The organism is Polaromonas sp., from assembly GCF_010365105.1.
Classification (GTDB): Bacteria; Pseudomonadota; Gammaproteobacteria; order Burkholderiales; family Burkholderiaceae_C; genus Polaromonas.
In genome coordinates this window covers 118,021-135,040 of the sequence record NZ_JAAFGZ010000007.1, presented here as the reverse complement: position 1 = coordinate 135,040, position 17,020 = coordinate 118,021, and the positions used below count along the sequence as shown (strand labels likewise).

Here is a 17,020-nt window from a genome sequence, read left to right as displayed (position 1 = left end):
GCCGCAGGACCGGCTTTGCCGGACTGCAGGCGCAACGGCCCCCTCGGGGGGCAGCGAACCACACGAAGTGGGGAGCGTGGGGGCGATTTCACCGTCGCGCCGCGCCTGGCAGCGCTTCAGGCGCAACCGGCTGGGCTACTGGAGCCTGCTGCTGTTTTGCCTGCTGGTGGTGTTCAGCCTGTTCGCCGAAGTGTTGTCGAACGACAAGCCGCTGCTGGTGCGCTACCAGGGCACGCTGTACTTTCCGCTCGTCAAGGACTATTCGGAAAAAACCTTCGAGGGCGACTTTGACACGCCGGCAGATTACCTCGACCCCTTCATCAAGGGCAAGCTGACACAGGGCGGCAACTGGGCCATCTACCCACCCAATCCGTACGGGCCTCGCACCATCAACTATTTCGCCAAGGAGCCGAACCCTTCAGCGCCGTCGCGTGACAACCTCTTCGGCACTGACGACCGGGGGCGCGACCTTCTGGCGCAGCTGATCTATGGCTTTCGCCTGAGCGTGCTGTTCGGCCTGGCATTGACGTTCATCGGCGTGGTGATGGGCGTGGTGGCCGGTGCGATTCAAGGCTATGCCGGCGGCAAGACCGATCTGGTCGGCCAGCGCTTCATGGAAATATGGGGCTCGATGCCCGAGCTTTACCTGTTGATCATTTTCAGCGCCATTTTTGCACCCAGCGTGGGGTTGCTGCTGGTGCTGCTCAGCCTGTTTGGCTGGATGGGGCTGTCGGACTATGTGCGTGCCGAGTTTTTGCGAAACCGCCAGATGGACTACGTGCGGGCGGCCAAAGCGCTGGGCGTGAGCAATTTGCAGATCATGTGGCGGCACATTTTGCCCAACAGCCTGACGCCGGTTGTCACTTTTTTGCCGTTTCGCATGAGCGCGGCGATCCTGGCGCTGACCTCGCTGGATTTCCTGGGGCTGGGCGTGCCGCCCGGAACCCCGTCGCTGGGCGAGTTGCTGAGCCAGGGCAAGGCCAATATCGACGCCTGGTGGATTTCGCTGTCTACCTTTGCGGTGCTGGTCATCACCCTGCTGTTGCTGACCTTCATGGGCGACGCATTGCGGGATGCCTTGGACCCTCGAAAGGTGGACCGATGACCTTGCCGCTGCTGGAAGTCAAGGCGCTGCGCGTGTCGTTCGCCGGCAAGGAGGTCGTGCGCGGCATCGACTTTTCCATCGCATCCGGCGAAAAGCTGGCGCTGGTGGGCGAGTCGGGCTCGGGCAAGACCGTGACGGCGCTGAGCCTGCTGCGGCTGGTCCAGGATGCGGCGATCAGCGGCCAGGCCATTTTTGAAACACCGGGCGGCAAGAAGGATCTGCTGGCCTTGCCGGAAAGCGCCTTGCGCGGCATTCGCGGCCGTGACATTGCCATGATTTTCCAGGAGCCGATGACGGCGCTGAACCCGCTCTTCACCGTGGGCGACCAGATTGCTGAAGTTTTACAGCTAAAAGAGGGGTTTGCGCATGCGGCGTCTGCGCAAGCAGCTATCGAATTACTAGCAAGCACCGGTATTGCCGAGCCTGGGCGGCGGGCCAATTCCTTTCCACACCAGCTCTCGGGTGGCCAGCGCCAGCGCGCCATGATCGCCATGGCGCTGGCCTGCAAGCCCCGCCTGTTGCTGGCCGACGAGCCGACCACGGCGCTGGATGTCACGTTGCGCGGTCAGATACTGGACCTGCTGAGTGATCTGCAGCGGCGAAATGGCATGGCGGTGCTCCTGATCACGCATGACCTCAACCTGGTGCGCCGCTTCGCGGACCGGGTGGCTGTCATGGAAAACGGCCATATCGTGGAGCAGGGCACAGTCAGCCAGGTGTTAGCCGATCCGCAGCATCCCTATACCCGCAAACTGATCGACAGCAAGCCGGTGCGCGATGTGGTGAAGGCCGGCGTTGCTGGCGCGGACTCTTCGCCGGTCATGCTGGCCAGTCATTTGCGCGTCGCTTATCCGGTGGCTGTACCGGGGTTTAGGGGCTGGTTCAAGAGCGGCGAGTTTGTCGCCGTCAAGGATGCCAGCTTCAGCATTCCTGCGGGCAGGACGCTCGGCATCGTGGGCGAGTCAGGCTCCGGCAAGTCCACTCTTGCACTGGCCAGCCTGGGGCTGCTCAAGTTTTCTGGACTATTGCAGGCGGCCGGGCAGTCATGGAGCCGGCAAGCCGCTGCCAACAAGGCGATTCGCAAGGTGGTCCAGGTGGTGTTCCAGGACCCGTTTTCCTCGCTTTCGCCCCGCATGACGGTGGAAGCCATCGTGGAAGAAGGCCTGCTGGTGCATGAGCCTTTGCTCACCCAGGGCGAAAGACGTGTTCGCGTCGAGCAGGCACTGGCCGATGTGGGCATGGGCGAAGCGCAGTTTCCGGGTCTGCTGCGGCGCTACCCGCATGAATTCTCGGGCGGCCAGCGCCAGCGGCTGGCGATTGCCCGCGTGCTGATCGTCAATCCCGGCCTGCTGGTGCTGGATGAACCGACGAGTGCGCTTGATGTGACGATTCAAAAGCAGGTGCTGGGGCTGCTGCAGCGGCTGCAGCGGGAGCGTGGCCTGAGCTACCTGCTCATCACGCACGACATCGACGTGATTCGTGCCATGGCCCACGAGGTGATGGTAATGAAAGATGGAGAAATCGTCGAATCGGGCCTTGTCGAGTCGGTGCTGGACAGGCCGCAGCATCCGTACACGAAAATCCTGGTGGCGCAGGATTGAGTCCTTGCCCGGACAGGTGAAATATTCTGGTGCTTGAAGGCCAGATCGGCACAAAAATGGTTGCGTCACGGTGGCCTTTACGCTAGAATACGCGCTTCACACGACCAAATGGGCGGGTTTTTACCGCCCATTTTTTTTGGGCGTTTGTTTTTGCACTGTGCAAACGAATGCCTGGCGAATCGCTAAAAGGAACGAAAGACTGAATGGCTTTGCAAGAGACGATTGAGCAAACGGTAACGGGGCTGGGATACGAGTTGGTCGAGATCGAGCGAACCGGTGGCGGCTTGCTGCGTGTCACGATCGACATGCCTTATCTTGCCGGAACGCCGCCAGACGCCGTGCAGTTCATCAATGCTGAAGACTGCGAGAAGGTGACGCGCCAGTTGCAGTTCGTGCTCGAAGTCGAAGGTGCCGAATATTCGCGCCTGGAAGTCAGTTCCCCCGGCATCGACCGGCCGCTGCGTAATGAAAAAGATTTTGACCGCTTTGCGGGTGAGTTGATTGACATCACCCTGAAGGCGCCGATTGGCGTGGCTGCGAGTGCGGGTTCTACCGTTTCGGCCAGCCGCAAGAAATTCCGCGGAACGCTGGAGCGGGCCGAGCCTGTCGGCGATCAGCCGGGATGGCAAATCGTCTGGAGCGATGAGCCTGCTGTCAAGCCTGGGCAGAAGGTTAGCAAGAAACGAATTCCCGCGCCACTTCAGGCGCTGGGGTTCACGCTGGATGAAATTCAACAGGCGCGTTTGGCGCCCGTGGTTGATTTCAAGGGCCGCAGACCCAAACCTGTTGCCGATACATCCATAGAAACATAATTTAGAAAGGCAGGCTTGTGAAATGAATCGCGAACTGTTGATGCTGGTTGATGCCATCTCGCGTGAAAAAAACGTTGAGCGCGACGTGGTATTCGGCGCTGTCGAGCTTGCGCTCGCATCAGCGACCAAGAAGGTGTATGCGGACGGCGTGGACATCCGTGTGGCGGTGGACCGCGACAGCGGCAAGTATGAAACCTTCCGCCGCTGGCTGGTCGTGGCTGACGAGGCCGGCCTGCAAAATCCGGAAGCCGAAGAATTGGTGACCGATGCGCGCGACGAGATTGCCGACATCGAAGAGGGCGACTACATTGAAAAGCCGGTCGAAAGCCTGCCCATCGGCCGCATCGGTGCGCAGGCGGCCAAGCAGGTCATCTTGCAGAAAATCCGCGATGCCGAGCGCGAAATGCTGCTCACAGACTTCATGTCGCGCGGCGACAAGATTTTTGTCGGCACCGTCAAGCGCATGGACAAGGGCGACCTGATCGTCGAGTCCGGCCGGGTTGAAGGCCGCTTGCGCCGCAGCGACATGATTCCGAAGGAAAACCTGCGCACCGGCGACCGTGTGCGCGCCATGATCATGGAAGTCGACACCACACTGCGTGGCGCGCCCATCATCCTGTCGCGGACCTCGCCCGAATACATGATGGAGCTGTTCCGACAGGAAGTGCCCGAAATAGAACAGGGCCTGCTCGAAATAAAGACCTGCGCCCGTGACCCAGGCTCCCGCGCCAAGATCGCCGTGCTGTCGCATGACAAGCGCGTCGACCCGATCGGCACCTGTGTCGGTGTACGCGGCACCCGTGTCAACGGCGTGACCAACGAACTGGCGGGCGAGCGTGTCGATATCGTGCTGTGGAGCGAAGACCCGGCCCAGTTCGTGATTGGCGCGCTGGCACCGGCCAACGTGTCGTCGATCGTGGTCGATGAAGAGCGCCATGCCATGGACGTGGTGGTGGATGAGGAAAACCTGGCCATCGCGATTGGACGTGGTGGCCAGAACGTGCGCCTTGCGTCCGACCTGACCGGCTGGAAGATCAACATCATGGATGCCAACGAGTCGGCCCAGAAGCAGGCCAGCGAAACCGACAGCAGCCGCAAGCTGTTCATGGCCAAGCTCGACGTGGACGAGGAAATCGCCGACATCCTGATTTCCGAAGGCTTCACCAGCCTGGAAGAGGTGGCCTATGTGCCCCTTCAGGAAATGCTGGAAATTGAGTCGTTCGACGAAGACACCGTCAACGAACTGCGCACACGCGCCAAAGACGCTCTCCTGACGATGGAAATCGCCCAGGAAGAAAATGCCGGCGGTGTTTCGCAAAATCTGCGGGACGTCGAAGGCTTGACGCCCGAGCTGATTGCCAAATTGACCGAAGCGGGTGTTGCCACCCGTGACGACCTGGCCGATCTGGCCGTGGATGAGCTTACCGATATAACCGGCCAGTCTGCGGACGAGGCCAAAGCCCTGATCATGACTGCACGCGCCCATTGGTTTACCGATGACGCTGGCGACGCTGCTGCACCCGCAGCAGCCCAAGAGCAATGATCATGGAGGCCAGTCAGGAAAACCAAATATGTCCAGTACCACTACCGTCGCTGAATTCGCAGCTGAATTGAATAAATCTCCCGCCACCCTGATCGAGCAATTGACCAGCGCAGGCGTTGCAAAATCGCAGGCCAGCGACCCCTTGTCGGAATCCGACAAGCAAAAGCTGCTCGGCTATCTGCATGCCAGCCATGGCACCGTCGCGGCTGATCGCAAAAAGATCACCTTGATGAAGAAATCCACTTCGGAAATCAAGCAGGCCGATTCCACTGGCAGAGCCCGCACCATCCCGGTCCAGACCATCAAGAAGCGCACCTTCATCAGGCGCGAAGATGAAGCGGATCTGCCGGTTGAAGAAGCGCAGCCGGATGTCACCGTGACTGTTCCTCAGGTTCAGGCTGCAGCAGACGCCGAACTGGTCCGCCGTGAAGACGAAGCCAACCGGAATGCCGAGCTGCTGCGTCGCCAGGAAGAGGAACTGACGGAAAAGCGCCGTGTGCGCGACGAACAGGCCGCGCAGGACGCAGCCCGAGAGCAGGAGCGCGAAGCCGCGGCACAAAAAGCTGAAGCCGAGGCGAAGGCCCAGGCACAGGCGCAAGCGGCTGCACAAGCCGCCGCTGTTGCCGAAGCTGCGAAAAAGCCCAAGCCGACCATCGGCAAAATCTTCAAGCCGGCGCCAGTTGCTCCGCTTGCTGCAACTGTTGCCGTGGAAGCTCAAACGATCGTGGACACTGCCGCTGCTGAAAAAACCAGCAAGGCCGCCGAAGCTGCAAGCGCCAAGGCTGCTCAAGCCGCTGCCCTCCAGGCGGCTGCCAAAGCCAAGGCGACTGCTGAATTCCAGGCGGATGCGGCCAAGGCCGTGGACCTGCAGGAACGCCGCCGCAAGGCCGAGGCAGAAGCCGCCGGCATTCGCGCCATGCTGTCTGCGCCCAAGCGTGTCCTGGTTCCCCACGTCGACCCCAAGGTCGCGATGAAGGGAACCCTGCACAAGCCGGTCGTTGCCCCTGGTGCCGCCAAACCTGCTGCTACAGGTGCCGCGGGTGCATCTGCTGCGCCAGGCGCCGCCGGCAAGAAGGAAGTCAAGTCCGAGAACCTGTCTTCGACCTGGAAAGATGACGCGGCCAAGAAAAAAGGCATCCCTAGCCGTGGCGCTCCGGTGGTGCCGGGTCGCGGCAATTTCCGCGCCGGGCCGCGTGGACGCCGCAGTGGCGGACGTGACGTGCGTCCGGAATCGAACTTTGTCGCGCCGACCGAATTCAAGGTGATCGAGGTCCATGTGCCCGAAACCATCACCGTGGGTGAACTGGCACACAAGATGAGCGTGAAGTCGTCCGAGGTCATCAAGCATTTGATGAAGCTGGGCCAGATGGTCACCATCAACCAGCCGCTGGACCAGGACACCGCCATGATCGTGGTGGAAGAAATGGGCCACAAGGCACTCACTGCCGCGCTGGATGATCCGGAAGCCTTCACCGATGACGACGTGCAGGGCCAGCAGGCTGAAGCGCTGCCACGCGCTCCGGTGGTCACCGTCATGGGTCACGTTGACCATGGCAAGACCTCGTTGCTTGACTACATCCGGCGCGCCAAGGTGGCCTCCGGTGAAGCAGGCGGCATTACCCAGCACATCGGCGCCTACCATGTGCAAACCCCGCGCGGCATGGTGTCCTTTCTCGACACCCCGGGCCACGAGGCGTTCACCGCCATGCGTGCCCGTGGTGCGCAGGCCACCGACATCGTGATCCTGGTGGTCGCGGCGGATGACGGCGTGATGCCGCAGACCAAGGAAGCCATCAAGCACGCCCGTGCCGCTGGCGTTCCGATCGTCGTGGCGATCAACAAGATTGACAAGCCCGGCATCAACCTGGAGCGCGTCAAGGGCGAACTGGTCACCGAGGGCGTGGTGCCCGAAGAGTTTGGTGGAGATTCACCGTTTGTGCCCGTGTCTGCCCATACCGGCGCCGGCATCGACAACCTGCTGGAGCAGGTGTTGCTGCAGGCCGAAGTGCTCGAACTCAAGGCCTCGGTCGATTCCCTGGCCAAGGGCCTGGTGATCGAAGCGCGCCTCGACAAGGGCCGCGGCCCGGTCGCCACCGTGCTGGTCCAGTCCGGCACGCTGAAGGCGGGCGACGTGGTGCTGGCGGGCTCGACCTATGGCCGCGTGCGCGCCATGCTCGACGAAAACGGCAAGCCGATCAAGACCGCCGGTCCTTCGATTCCGGTCGAAATCCAGGGCCTGACGGAAGTTCCGCAAGCTGGCGACGACTTCATGGTCATGACCGACGAGCGCCGCGTGCGCGAAATCGCCACTTACCGTGCCGGCAAGTTCCGCAACACCAAGCTGGCCAAGCAGCAGGCGTCCAAGCTGGAGAACATGTTCTCCGACATCAACGCCGGCGAAGTCAAGCTCCTGCCCATCATCATCAAGGCTGATGTGCAGGGTTCGCAGGAAGCGCTGGCCCAGTCGTTGCTCAAGCTCTCGACCGACGAGGTCAAGGTCCAGCTGGTGTACTCGGGTGTTGGCGGTATTTCCGAATCCGACGTGAACCTGGCCATTGCTTCGAAGGCCGTGCTGATCGGGTTCAACACCCGTGCCGATGCCCAGGCGCGAAAGCAGGCCGAGAACAACGGTGTTGACATTCGCTATTACCAGATCATTTATGACGCGGTGGACGAACTCAAGGCCGCCATGTCCGGCATGCTCACGCCCGACAAGAAGGAAGAAATCATCGGCAATGCCGAGATTCGCAACATCTTCAAGGTCAGCAAGATCGGCTCGATTGCCGGCTGTATGGTCACCGCCGGTGTGGTTCGCCGCACCGCCAAGCTGCGTTTGCTGCGCCAGAACGTGGTCATCTTCACCGGTGAACTCGACTCGCTCAAGCGTTTCAAGGACGATGCCAAGGAAGTCAAGGAAGGCTTCGAGTGCGGCTTGAACCTGAAGAACTACAACGACATCGAAGTCGGTGACATCCTGGAGTTCTTTGAAATCAAGGAAGTGGCCCGGACCTTGTAAGAGATCAGCGCCGTTCGCCAGCCTCGGGGCTTGGCGAACGGCCTTCTCGAAACCAGGACTGCAACTTCAGACCCCAATACATGCGTAAAAAATCATCTACTCCCAACCGCAGCTTTCGCGTGGCCGACCAGATCCAGCGCGATCTGACGGAACTGATCGCGCGCGAGTTGAAGGACCCGCGCGTCGGCATGGTGACGGTCCAGTCGGTCGAGGTCACGCCCGACTATGCCCATGCCAAGATTTATTTCAGCGTGCTGGTCGGCGATCCGAAGGAGTGCGAAATCGCGCTGAACCAGGCGGCAGGCTTCCTGCGCAACGGCCTGTTCAAGCGTCTGATGACGCACACCGTGCCGACGCTGCATTTCCATTTCGACCAGACGACCGAACGTGCGGCCGACCTGAACGCCTTGATTGCCAAGGCGGTTTCTTCGCGCGCCCAGGACTAACGCCGCGCCGTTCCCCTTTGACAGGTTCGGGGGCAACGGTGCCACCGGGCGTTCGGGCCAGCCCGCACGCCGAGCCTGTCAAAGCTTATGACGCAAACAACTTCTCTCCGCCAGAAAATCCAGCGACGTCCCGTACATGGCGTGTTGCTGCTCGACAAGCCGCTGGGTTTTTCAAGCAACCAGGCGCTGCAAAAAGCCAAATGGCTTTTGCGCGCAGAAAAAGCCGGCCATACCGGAACGCTCGATCCGCTGGCGACCGGCGTGCTGCCGCTGTGCTTTGGCGCGGCCACCAAGTTCAGCCAGTTGCAGCTCGACGCGGACAAGACCTATGAAGCCGTGCTGCTGCTGGGCCAGAAGACCACCACGGCCGATGCCGAAGGTGAAGTGATTGAAACCCGCCCAGTACCCGGCATCACGCCCGAACTGCTGGAATCGATCACCCGGCGCTTCACCGGCCCGCTGGCGCAGGTGCCGCCGATGTACTCGGCGCTGAAGAAGGACGGCAAGGCGCTGTATGAATATGCCCGCAAGGGCATTGAGGTCGAGCGGGAAGCCCGCCACGTCACGATTTTCAAGCTAAATATGGCGATTGCGCATGATCCACGGGCGCAAGCAGCTATTAAAATAATAGTGAGCTGCAGCAAGGGAACGTATATTCGTACGCTCGGCGAAGACATTGGCGAGGCCATCGGTTGCGGCGCGCACCTGGGTTCGCTGCGCCGGATCGAAACCGGAGGTTTTGTGGCTGCGCAATGCGTGACACTGGCTGCGCTCGAAGCGATGACCGAAGCCGAGCGCGATGCCTGTTTGCTGCCGCCGCAGTCGCTGGTGGCCGCTTACCCATCCGTCACGCTGGACGCCGATAATGCAGGACGTTTCCTGAGCGGATTGCGTCGCCGGGGCCAGTGGGGTGCCGATGCACCGCTGGTGCAGGTGTATGGCAGCGAGCCCGCTGCATTTCTGGGTTCTGCCCATATCTGTGCCGACGAGTTGATTCCCCAGCGCTTGCTGAGCCCGGTTGAAGTCCAGGACCTCCTGCAATCAGCCCAGTGTGCGACCGAAGTTTTAACGCCAGTTTCCATGGCCGCAGCCTCTGAACCCACGGATGCCGGCTCTTTTCAACATTAATCCAAATACCGTTTTTCAAGTTCCCAGAAAGTCCACCATGAGTCATAAACAAATCCGTAACATCGCCATCATCGCCCACGTTGACCATGGAAAGACCACCATGGTCGACCAGTTGCTGCGCCAGTCCGGCACCTTCGCCGACCACGAAAAAGTCGTGATGGACAACAACGCCATCGAAAAAGAGCGTGGCATCACCATCCTGGCCAAGAACTGCGCCGTGACCTGGGAAGGCACGCACATCAACATCGTCGATACCCCGGGCCACGCCGACTTCGGCGGCGAAGTCGAACGCGCGCTGTCCATGGTCGATGGCGTCGTGCTGCTGATCGACGCGCAGGAAGGCCCCATGCCCCAGACGCGCTTTGTGACCAAGAAGGCGCTGGCCCTGGGCCTCAAGCCCATCGTGGTGGTGAACAAGGTGGACAAGCCGGGCGCCAATCCTGACAAGGTGATCAACGCCACGTTCGACTTGTTCGACAAGCTCGGTGCCACCGACGAACAGCTTGATTTCCCCGTGGTCTATGCCTCGGGCATCAATGGCTGGTCGTCGCTGGAAGAAGGCGAGCAAGGCGAGCAGTGGGGTCCCGACATGTCGGCCCTGTTCAACACCGTGCTCAAGCACGTGCCAGCCCAAAAGGGTGATCCTGACGCGCCGTTGCAACTGCAGATTTCTGCACTCGACTTTTCGACCTTCGTCGGCCGCATCGGCGTGGGCCGCATCAGCCAGGGCACGATCCGGCCGATGATGGACGTGGTCGTGATGGAAGGCCCGGACGGCAAGCCTGTCAAGGGCCGCGTCAACCAGGTGCTGACCTTCCAGGGCCTGGAGCGCGTGCAGGCGACCGAAGCCGGCCCCGGCGAAATCGTGCTGATCAACGGCCTGACCGACATCGGCATTGGCGTGACCATCACCGACCCGGTCAACCCGATGCCGCTGCCCATGCTCAAGGTTGACGAGCCGACGCTGACCATGAATTTCTGCGTCAACACCAGCCCGCTGGCCGGCCGCGAAGGCAAGTACGTAACCAGCCGCCAGATCTGGGACCGCCTGCAAAAGGAACTGCAGCACAACGTCGCCCTGCGCGTCAAGGAAACCGACGAAGAAGGCATTTTCGAAGTCATGGGCCGGGGCGAGCTGCACCTGACCATCCTGCTGGAAAACATGCGCCGCGAAGGTTTTGAGATGGCTGTATCCAAGCCGCGCGTCGTGATGAAAGACGTGAATGGTGAAAAGCATGAGCCGATCGAGCTGGTGACTGCCGACATCGAAGAGCAGCACCAGGGCGGCGTGATGCAGGCACTTGGCGAGCGCAAGGGCGAGCTGGTCAACATGGACCCGGACGGCCGTGGCCGCGTGCGCCTGGAATACCGCATTCCGGCGCGTGGCCTGATCGGTTTTACCAACGAATTCCTGAATTTGACGCGCGGCTCCGGCCTGATCGCCAATATTTTTGACTGCTACGAGCCGCACAAGGGCGACATTGGCGGACGCAAGAATGGCGTGCTGATTTCCATGGACGCCGGTGAAATCTTCACCTACGCACTGGGCAAGCTCGACGACCGCGGCCGCATGTTCGTCAAGGCCAACGATCCGGTGTACGAAGGCATGATCGTCGGCATCCACAGCCGCGACAACGACCTGGTGGTCAACGCCACGCGCACCAAGCAGCTGACCAACTTCCGCGTGTCCGGCAAGGAAGACGCGATCAAGATCACGCCGCCGATCGAATGCACGCTGGAATACGGCGTCGAGTTCATCGAGGACGACGAACTGGTTGAAATCACGCCCAAGTCGATTCGCCTGCGCAAGCGTTACCTGACTGAAAGCGAGCGCAAGCGCTCAGGCCGCTGAGCTTGAACGGCTTCGGCCGTTCAGTGGATCAGGCTTGAATGCCTGAAATACTCGTTGAAGGCCACTGCATGCAGTGGCCTTTTTATCGTTCGCACAGGTGCCCTTGATGAACTTGACGCATTCCCGCGCGGTGGCCGTGATGGTGCTGGTGACGCTGCTATGGTCCATGGCTGGTGTGGTGACGCGGCAGCTGGAGGCGGCGCGCAGCTTTGAAGTAACCTTCTGGCGCAGCTTTTTCACGCTGGCGTCGCTGCTGGTGATCCTGCCTTTGTTTCAGGGGCGGGCGGTTTTCTCGAAAATCCGTCATGGCGGCAAGGCGCTGTGGTTGTCCGGCGTTTGCTGGAGCATCATGTTCACCGCCTTCATGGTGGCGCTGACGCTGACCACCGTGGCCAATGTGCTGGTGACGCTGGCGCTCGGTCCCTTTATCACGGCCCTGATGGCTCGTGTCTTCATCGGCCACAGGATTCCCGCGCGGACCTGGGTTGCGATTGCGCTGGCCAGCGCCGGCATTGTCTGGATGTATGGCGGCCAGATGGACCTGGGCAGCCAGCTGGCTGGGACGCTGGTGGCGCTGATGGTGCCGGTAGCAGGCGCCTGCAACTGGACGGTGGTGCAGCATGGCGGCGCCCATGGCCAGAAAATCAATCTGGTGCCTGCGGTCCTGATCGGGGCGGCGCTGTCGTCGCTGGCCACCTTGCCGTTGGCGCTTCCTTTTTCGGCGACAACGCACGACATCGTCCTGCTGGCGGCACTGGGACTTTTTCAACTGGCGATTCCGTGTGTGCTGGCGGTGCTGTGCGCCGGAGTGCTCAAGGCGCCCGAGGTGGCGCTACTGGGCTTGCTGGAAGTGATTTTTGGCATCCTGCTGGCCTGGGTGGGTGCCGGCGAGGTGCCAGGTTCCAGTGTGCTGACCGGCGGTTCGCTGGTCATTGGCGCGCTGGTGGTGAATGAATTGATTGGATGGAGACAGAGAGCATGACGACAGAAATCAACAAAATCGATGCGGCCGGTGACGTGCTGGCCGAGCGCCAGGGCAATGCCGGACTGATCACGCTGAACCGGCCCAAGGCGCTCAATGCCCTGTCGCTGCCCATGGTGCGCGAATTGCTCGCCATCCTGCGCGCCTGGCAGGACGACCCGGAGGTGCGGCTGGTGGCGATTCGCGGCACCAACAAGCTGGGACGCCCCGGAACGCCTGACAGCCTGTTCGGCGGTTTTTGTGCCGGCGGCGACATCAGGTTTTTCCACCAGGCAGCGCTGGCCGGCGATCCTGCGCTGGACGACTTCTTCACCGATGAATACCAGCTCAACCACCTGATCCAGACCTATTCCAAGCCTTTCATCGCCTTCATGGACGGCGTGGTGATGGGCGGCGGCATGGGCCTGAGCCAGGGCGCGCGGGTACGCATCGTCACCGAGCGCACCAAAATGGCCATGCCCGAGACGAATATCGGCCTGTTCCCTGACGTGGGCGGCGGCTATTTCCTGAGCCGTTGCCCCGGCCATGTGGGCGAATACCTGGCGCTGACCGGCGAAGTCATTGGCGCCGACGAGGCCATCGGCTACGGACTGGCTGATGTAAAACTGGATGCGGGTGACCTGCCGGCGCTGTGGGCGGAACTGGGTACCACGCCTTGGGCATCGGCCGCTGAAGCTGATCAATGGATTGCATCAAAATTCATAGCGGACAGTGCCCGTCCGGCCTGCGAAACAGGCCATATTGATGCATTTTTCTCATTGCTGCGGGTCAAGCACATCGTCGATGCGCTGGAAAAAGCCAGGGACGACCGTTGGGCAAGCCGGATGGCCGGTGTGCTGCGCAAGCGCTCGCCGCTGATGCTGCATGTGACGCTGGAGCAGATTCGCCGCGCCCGCAGCATGACGCTGGCCGATGACCTGCGCATGGAGCGGGACATGGTGCATCAGTGCTTTCACCTGCGCCCCGGGGCGCAAAGCGAAACCGTCGAGGGAATCCGCGCGCTGGCAGTGGACAAGGACTATCAGCCGCAATGGAAGCCGGCGCGCATCGAGGACGTGAAGCCCGGCATGGCCGATGCGTTTTTCATCAGCCCTTGGGCTGCCGAGGCGCATCCGCTGCGGAGCCTGTAGACCTTCAGGCTTTGCTGCCAGCGGGTTCTTGCGAAAGCGATTCAAAGCTGCTGGTAAACCAGTTGCGCCAGCCGCATCAATTCCTCACGCGGCACCGCACCGCTCAGCGCATAGCCAAAACCCTGATCGACCCAGTAAAAGGACGCTACCCCACCTTCTGCGCTGTAGCGGAAAGCGGTAGTTCCCACTTCTGTTTTGGGCGCTCCCGCCGCATGGGGCAGCGCGTCGCCATCGAGTGCGCCCAGGTAGAGCGTGACGCGCATGCCTGCCGGATTCTGGAACATGAACTGGGCGCGGGCGCCGTCATCGCCGGGCAGCAGCCGGCCGCCCACCAGTTCATAGCCTTGCGCGGCCAATACAGGAATCTTCAGGGGTTTGCCGAGGCGTTTGGACAGCCACTGCACCAGGTGTTCCTGCTGCGCGGCGGTGACTTCCACTGGATGGCGGACTTCAGGCGAAAACACCGCATAGGCCACCGAAGCCTGGCGCACGAAGGCCTGCGCCGACGGTTTCTGGTCAAACGCCATGTCGGTCTGGCCAAACTGGCCATGCGACAGCCAGCCGACGCCAAAAGCCAGCACCACGGCTGCCGCCATGCCGCCCCAGCGCGACCATTGACCGAACTGCTGCCGGCCCTGCTGGCTGCGGCGGGCAGCCGCCATCAGCGTCTCGGGAATCGGTTCTTCGAGCAAGGATGCGTGTAGTGCGCGCAGGGCTTCGCGCTGCGCCTGCCAGTCCTGAAACGTTTCAAGCGCGACCGGGTCACCCGCCAGCGCCGCCATGGCTTGGGCTTGTTCGTGAGCAGACAGGCGGCCATCGACCAGCGCATGGATTTGCTCGTGGGTGGGTTCGCTGTGGGGTTCATGCATGCTTTTCAACCCTCATTTCAGGCGCCGCAGCACCGTGGGTGCAGGCGAGGATGGCGCTGTTGCCGGTGCCGCCGATGCAATCGGTTTTGCCGGGCTGTCCATCAGTTCACGAAGGCGGCTGCGTGCCCGCGACAGGCGCGACATCACGATTCCGATGGGAACCCGCGTAATTCGCGCCACTTCTTCATAGCTCAGGTCTTCCAGGCTGACCAGCAGCAGCACGATGCGCTGATCCTGCGGCAGGCGCAGCAGGCAGCGCTGCAGATCAAGCGATTGGGCGGTGCTACTCTCGGGCGCAAGCAGTTCATGAAGCACATCATCAACATTGACGCGGATGCCTGCCTCCGCCTGCCTGGCTGTTCGACGAATATCATTTACATACAAGTTGTGCATCAACGTGAAAAGCCAGGCCCGCAGGTCGCTGCCCGCCAGCCACAAGCGCCACTTGGAACAGGCCCGCTCCAGCGTGTCCTGCACCAGGTCATCTGCAGTCCAGGCATCTCCAGTCAGCGCCCGCGCGTAGCGGCGCAGGCTGGGGATGTGCTCGGTGACCGGAAAGTGGTTCACGGCTTGCCTGGCCCGGTGGGCGGGAAAGCCGGGCCGGTCATCAGGGTTTGGCGGTGTGCCAGACAGTCATGAAGCCGTCGCCGGTCTTGTCGCCGGGCTTGCTGTCCTTGGACCAGTAGTAGAGCGGTTTGCCTTTCATGGCCCATTGCTTTTTGCCATCGTCGCGAGTGATGACCATATAGTCGCCGGCGCCCTGGTCTGCATCGGCAGCCATCAAGGGTGGCCAGTTGGTGGCGCACGGGCCGTTACAAGCCGATTTGCCGCTGTTGGCAGCATCCTTGTCGAACACGTACAGCGTCATGCCGTTGGGGCCGACCAGCACGCCATCGGCGACGGTGGCGGGGCTGCCGGCGGCCATGGCGGCAGATCCGCCCACCAATGCAGCGGTCAGAAAGGCAATGGACAAGATTTTCATGAGGTTTCTCCTGGTGGTGTTGCGCAGCAAGTGGCTGCACCGGGATAAACACCTTTGGTCGCCTGTTTATTCCCTCTCGAAAAACTATTTTTTTTGCGCCTATGCGCTGTGTCTTTAGCGGTTTCTTGATTTCATCGCGCGATCCACTTCGCGCTTGCCTTCACGGTCCTTGATGGTGTCGCGCTTGTCATGCTCGGCCTTGCCTTTGGCGAGGCCGATCTCGCACTTCACCTTGCCGGCCTTCCAGTGCATGTTCAGCGGCACCAGCGTGAAACCCTTCTGCTCGGTCTTGCCGATCAGGCGGCGAATCTCTTCCTTGTGCATCAAGAGCTTCTTGGTGCGCACCGAGTCGGGCCGGATATGGGTGGAGGCGGTGCCCAGCGGGTTGATCTGGCAGCCGATGATGAACAACTCGCCACCCCTGATCACCACATAGCCGTCGGTGAGCTGTACCTTGCCTTCGCGCACCGACTTGACTTCCCAGCCTTCCAGCACCATGCCGGCTTCAAACCGCTCTTCAATGTGGTAGTTGAACGTGGCCTTCTTGTTGTCGGCAATGCGCACGGCGGCGGCGGCTGCCTTGGGTGACAGATTGGCGGCTGGTTTTCCTGTCGGTTTCCCTGAAGAGGCCGCAGCGGGTTTTTTGGAGGAGTTTGCTTCTTTGGTGACCATGGCTAAGATAGTGGAGCAGAGGGGCGAAGCAGCACTTGTGGCTCATACAATTGCCCCCAGCCTTAGATTGTATGAAAACCGTTCACAAGTCCGTTCTTATCTGGTACAGCCCCGCTGAAATGTTCGCGTTGGTGACCGATGTTGTCAGCTATCCGCAATTTTTACCCTGGTGCGACCGTGCTTCGGTGGAAGAGGAAACGGCTCAGGGCATGGTGGCCAAGGTCGGCATTTCCATTGCCGGTATCCGGCAGAGCTTCACCACGCGTAACCAGCATGAGCAGGACCAGAAGGTCAGCCTGAAACTGGTCAAAGGTCCTTTTTCCCGGCTGGAAGGCGACTGGAACTTCCTGCCGCTGGGTGACGGCAGCCAGCGCGCCTGCAAGGTCGAGTTCACCCTGAGTTATGCCTTTGACAACGGAACACTGGCGTCGCTGGTCGGGCCGGTGTTTGACAAGATCGCAGGCAGCCTGGTGGATGCCTTCGTCAAGCGAGCTTCTCACGTCTATGGCGACACCTGAGCCATCCAAAGCGGGTTTGCGCCTGAACATCACGCTGGTTTATTCACCTGCCCCGCGCCAGGTCAGAGAATGGCAGCTTGAGCTTGAGGCCGGCGCAACCGTCATTCAAGCGCTTGCGGCTTGCGGCATCTTCGAGGAATTTCCGGCGCTTGCGGAAAACCGGCTGCTGGCAGGTATCTGGGGGCGAAGAATCCGGCCGGACCATCTGCTGGCAGACAAGGACCGGATAGAAATCTACCGGCCTTTGCGCGTCGATCCGAAAACCGCCAGGCGCGAGCGTTTTGACCGTCAGGGGGCCAAAAGCGCGGGGTTGTTCACCGTGAAGCGACCTGGTTCAAAAGCTGGTTACTGAACCGATCAGCGG

General features: G+C 61.2%; 16 protein-coding genes. 12 read left to right on the top strand and 4 right to left on the bottom strand.

What is annotated here, in order from left to right; all coding sequences use genetic code 11:
- Positions 1-67 precede the first annotated feature (67 nt).
- The 10 genes from GZ092_RS06470 to GZ092_RS06425 all read left to right on the top strand — a co-directional run bounded on the left by GZ092_RS06470 (position 68) and on the right by GZ092_RS06425 (position 13,615).
- Positions 68-1,105, top strand: coding sequence for an ABC transporter permease (locus GZ092_RS06470; protein ID WP_293635625.1), 1,038 nt, complete (start codon positions 68-70; stop codon positions 1,103-1,105).
- Positions 1,102-2,706, top strand: coding sequence for a dipeptide ABC transporter ATP-binding protein (locus GZ092_RS06465; protein WP_293635480.1), 1,605 nt, complete (start codon positions 1,102-1,104; stop codon positions 2,704-2,706). The genes GZ092_RS06470 and GZ092_RS06465 overlap by 4 nt, the downstream gene beginning before the upstream one ends.
- A 203-nt stretch (positions 2,707-2,909) precedes the next feature.
- Positions 2,910-3,518 (top strand): ribosome maturation factor RimP, encoded by a 609-nt coding sequence (rimP, locus tag GZ092_RS06460; protein WP_293635479.1) that lies wholly within the window; start codon positions 2,910-2,912, stop codon positions 3,516-3,518.
- 22 nt (positions 3,519-3,540) lie between these two features.
- A complete protein-coding gene (nusA, locus tag GZ092_RS06455; protein ID WP_293635478.1) occupies positions 3,541-5,061 on the top strand; it encodes a transcription termination factor NusA in 1,521 nt (506 codons plus the stop codon).
- A 28-nt stretch (positions 5,062-5,089) separates the two neighbouring features.
- The gene (gene infB, locus GZ092_RS06450) at positions 5,090-8,077 is read left to right on the top strand and encodes a translation initiation factor IF-2 (protein ID WP_293635477.1); all 2,988 of its coding nucleotides are present in this window, start codon (positions 5,090-5,092) and stop codon (positions 8,075-8,077) included.
- An 80-nt stretch (positions 8,078-8,157) separates the two neighbouring features.
- Positions 8,158-8,523, top strand: coding sequence for a 30S ribosome-binding factor RbfA (gene rbfA, locus GZ092_RS06445; RefSeq protein WP_029524823.1), 366 nt, complete (start codon positions 8,158-8,160; stop codon positions 8,521-8,523).
- Positions 8,524-8,610: 87 nt separating this feature from the next.
- Positions 8,611-9,651 (top strand): tRNA pseudouridine(55) synthase TruB, encoded by a 1,041-nt coding sequence (truB, locus tag GZ092_RS06440; RefSeq protein ID WP_293635475.1) that lies wholly within the window; start codon positions 8,611-8,613, stop codon positions 9,649-9,651.
- Between the two features lie 37 nt (positions 9,652-9,688).
- Positions 9,689-11,503 (top strand): translational GTPase TypA, encoded by a 1,815-nt coding sequence (gene typA / locus GZ092_RS06435; RefSeq protein ID WP_293635473.1) that lies wholly within the window; start codon positions 9,689-9,691, stop codon positions 11,501-11,503.
- Positions 11,504-11,609: 106 nt separating this feature from the next.
- Positions 11,610-12,485, top strand: a complete 876-nt coding sequence (locus GZ092_RS06430; RefSeq protein WP_293635471.1) for a DMT family transporter — start codon at positions 11,610-11,612, stop codon at positions 12,483-12,485.
- Entirely contained in the window at positions 12,482-13,615 is a 1,134-nt protein-coding gene (locus GZ092_RS06425) for an enoyl-CoA hydratase/isomerase family protein (RefSeq protein ID WP_293635469.1), read from the top strand. Before GZ092_RS06430 ends, GZ092_RS06425 begins: the two co-directional genes overlap by 4 nt.
- Positions 13,616-13,656: 41 nt before the next feature.
- On the opposite strand, the gene GZ092_RS06420 is transcribed toward GZ092_RS06425, so the two are convergent.
- The 4 genes from GZ092_RS06420 to smpB all read right to left on the bottom strand — a co-directional run bounded on the left by GZ092_RS06420 (position 13,657) and on the right by smpB (position 16,138).
- Entirely contained in the window at positions 13,657-14,484 is an 828-nt protein-coding gene (locus GZ092_RS06420) for an anti-sigma factor (RefSeq protein WP_293635467.1), read from the bottom strand.
- A gap of 12 nt (positions 14,485-14,496) precedes the next feature.
- Entirely contained in the window at positions 14,497-15,051 is a 555-nt protein-coding gene (locus tag GZ092_RS06415) for an RNA polymerase sigma factor (protein ID WP_293635465.1), read from the bottom strand.
- 40 nt (positions 15,052-15,091) lie between these two features.
- Positions 15,092-15,466 (bottom strand): hypothetical protein, encoded by a 375-nt coding sequence (locus tag GZ092_RS06410; protein WP_293635463.1) that lies wholly within the window; start codon positions 15,464-15,466, stop codon positions 15,092-15,094.
- A gap of 114 nt (positions 15,467-15,580) precedes the next feature.
- Positions 15,581-16,138, bottom strand: a complete 558-nt coding sequence (smpB, locus tag GZ092_RS06405) for an SsrA-binding protein SmpB (protein WP_293635461.1) — start codon at positions 16,136-16,138, stop codon at positions 15,581-15,583.
- Between the two features lie 71 nt (positions 16,139-16,209).
- Here smpB and GZ092_RS06400 point away from each other — a divergent pair, with 71 nt between their 5' ends.
- Positions 16,210-16,656 carry a type II toxin-antitoxin system RatA family toxin gene (locus tag GZ092_RS06400; RefSeq protein ID WP_293635459.1) on the top strand — a complete coding sequence of 149 codons (447 nt, stop codon included), beginning with the start codon at positions 16,210-16,212 and terminating at the stop codon, positions 16,654-16,656.
- Positions 16,643-17,008, top strand: coding sequence for an RnfH family protein (locus GZ092_RS06395; protein WP_293635457.1), 366 nt, complete (start codon positions 16,643-16,645; stop codon positions 17,006-17,008). Before GZ092_RS06400 ends, GZ092_RS06395 begins: the two co-directional genes overlap by 14 nt.
- Positions 17,009-17,020: the final 12 nt, after the last annotated feature.

Bases quoted from the DNA above. Each gene is read 5' to 3' on its own strand.
- rimP (WP_293635479.1), top strand. From the start codon at position 2,910: ATGGCTTTGCAAGAGACGATTGAGCAAACGGTAACGGGGCTGGGATAC.
- smpB (WP_293635461.1), bottom strand. From the start codon at position 16,138: ATGGTCACCAAAGAAGCAAACTCCTCCAAAAAACCCGCTGCGGCCTCT.
- GZ092_RS06465 (WP_293635480.1), top strand. From the start codon at position 1,102: ATGACCTTGCCGCTGCTGGAAGTCAAGGCGCTGCGCGTGTCGTTCGCC.
- GZ092_RS06400 (WP_293635459.1), top strand. From the start codon at position 16,210: ATGAAAACCGTTCACAAGTCCGTTCTTATCTGGTACAGCCCCGCTGAA.
- GZ092_RS06430 (WP_293635471.1), top strand. From the start codon at position 11,610: ATGAACTTGACGCATTCCCGCGCGGTGGCCGTGATGGTGCTGGTGACG.
- infB (WP_293635477.1), top strand. From the start codon at position 5,090: ATGTCCAGTACCACTACCGTCGCTGAATTCGCAGCTGAATTGAATAAA.
- nusA (WP_293635478.1), top strand. From the start codon at position 3,541: ATGAATCGCGAACTGTTGATGCTGGTTGATGCCATCTCGCGTGAAAAA.
- GZ092_RS06410 (WP_293635463.1), bottom strand. From the start codon at position 15,466: ATGAAAATCTTGTCCATTGCCTTTCTGACCGCTGCATTGGTGGGCGGA.
- truB (WP_293635475.1), top strand. From the start codon at position 8,611: ATGACGCAAACAACTTCTCTCCGCCAGAAAATCCAGCGACGTCCCGTA.
- GZ092_RS06425 (WP_293635469.1), top strand. From the start codon at position 12,482: ATGACGACAGAAATCAACAAAATCGATGCGGCCGGTGACGTGCTGGCC.
- typA (WP_293635473.1), top strand. From the start codon at position 9,689: ATGAGTCATAAACAAATCCGTAACATCGCCATCATCGCCCACGTTGAC.
- GZ092_RS06420 (WP_293635467.1), bottom strand. From the start codon at position 14,484: ATGCATGAACCCCACAGCGAACCCACCCACGAGCAAATCCATGCGCTG.
- rbfA (WP_029524823.1), top strand. From the start codon at position 8,158: ATGCGTAAAAAATCATCTACTCCCAACCGCAGCTTTCGCGTGGCCGAC.
- GZ092_RS06395 (WP_293635457.1), top strand. From the start codon at position 16,643: ATGGCGACACCTGAGCCATCCAAAGCGGGTTTGCGCCTGAACATCACG.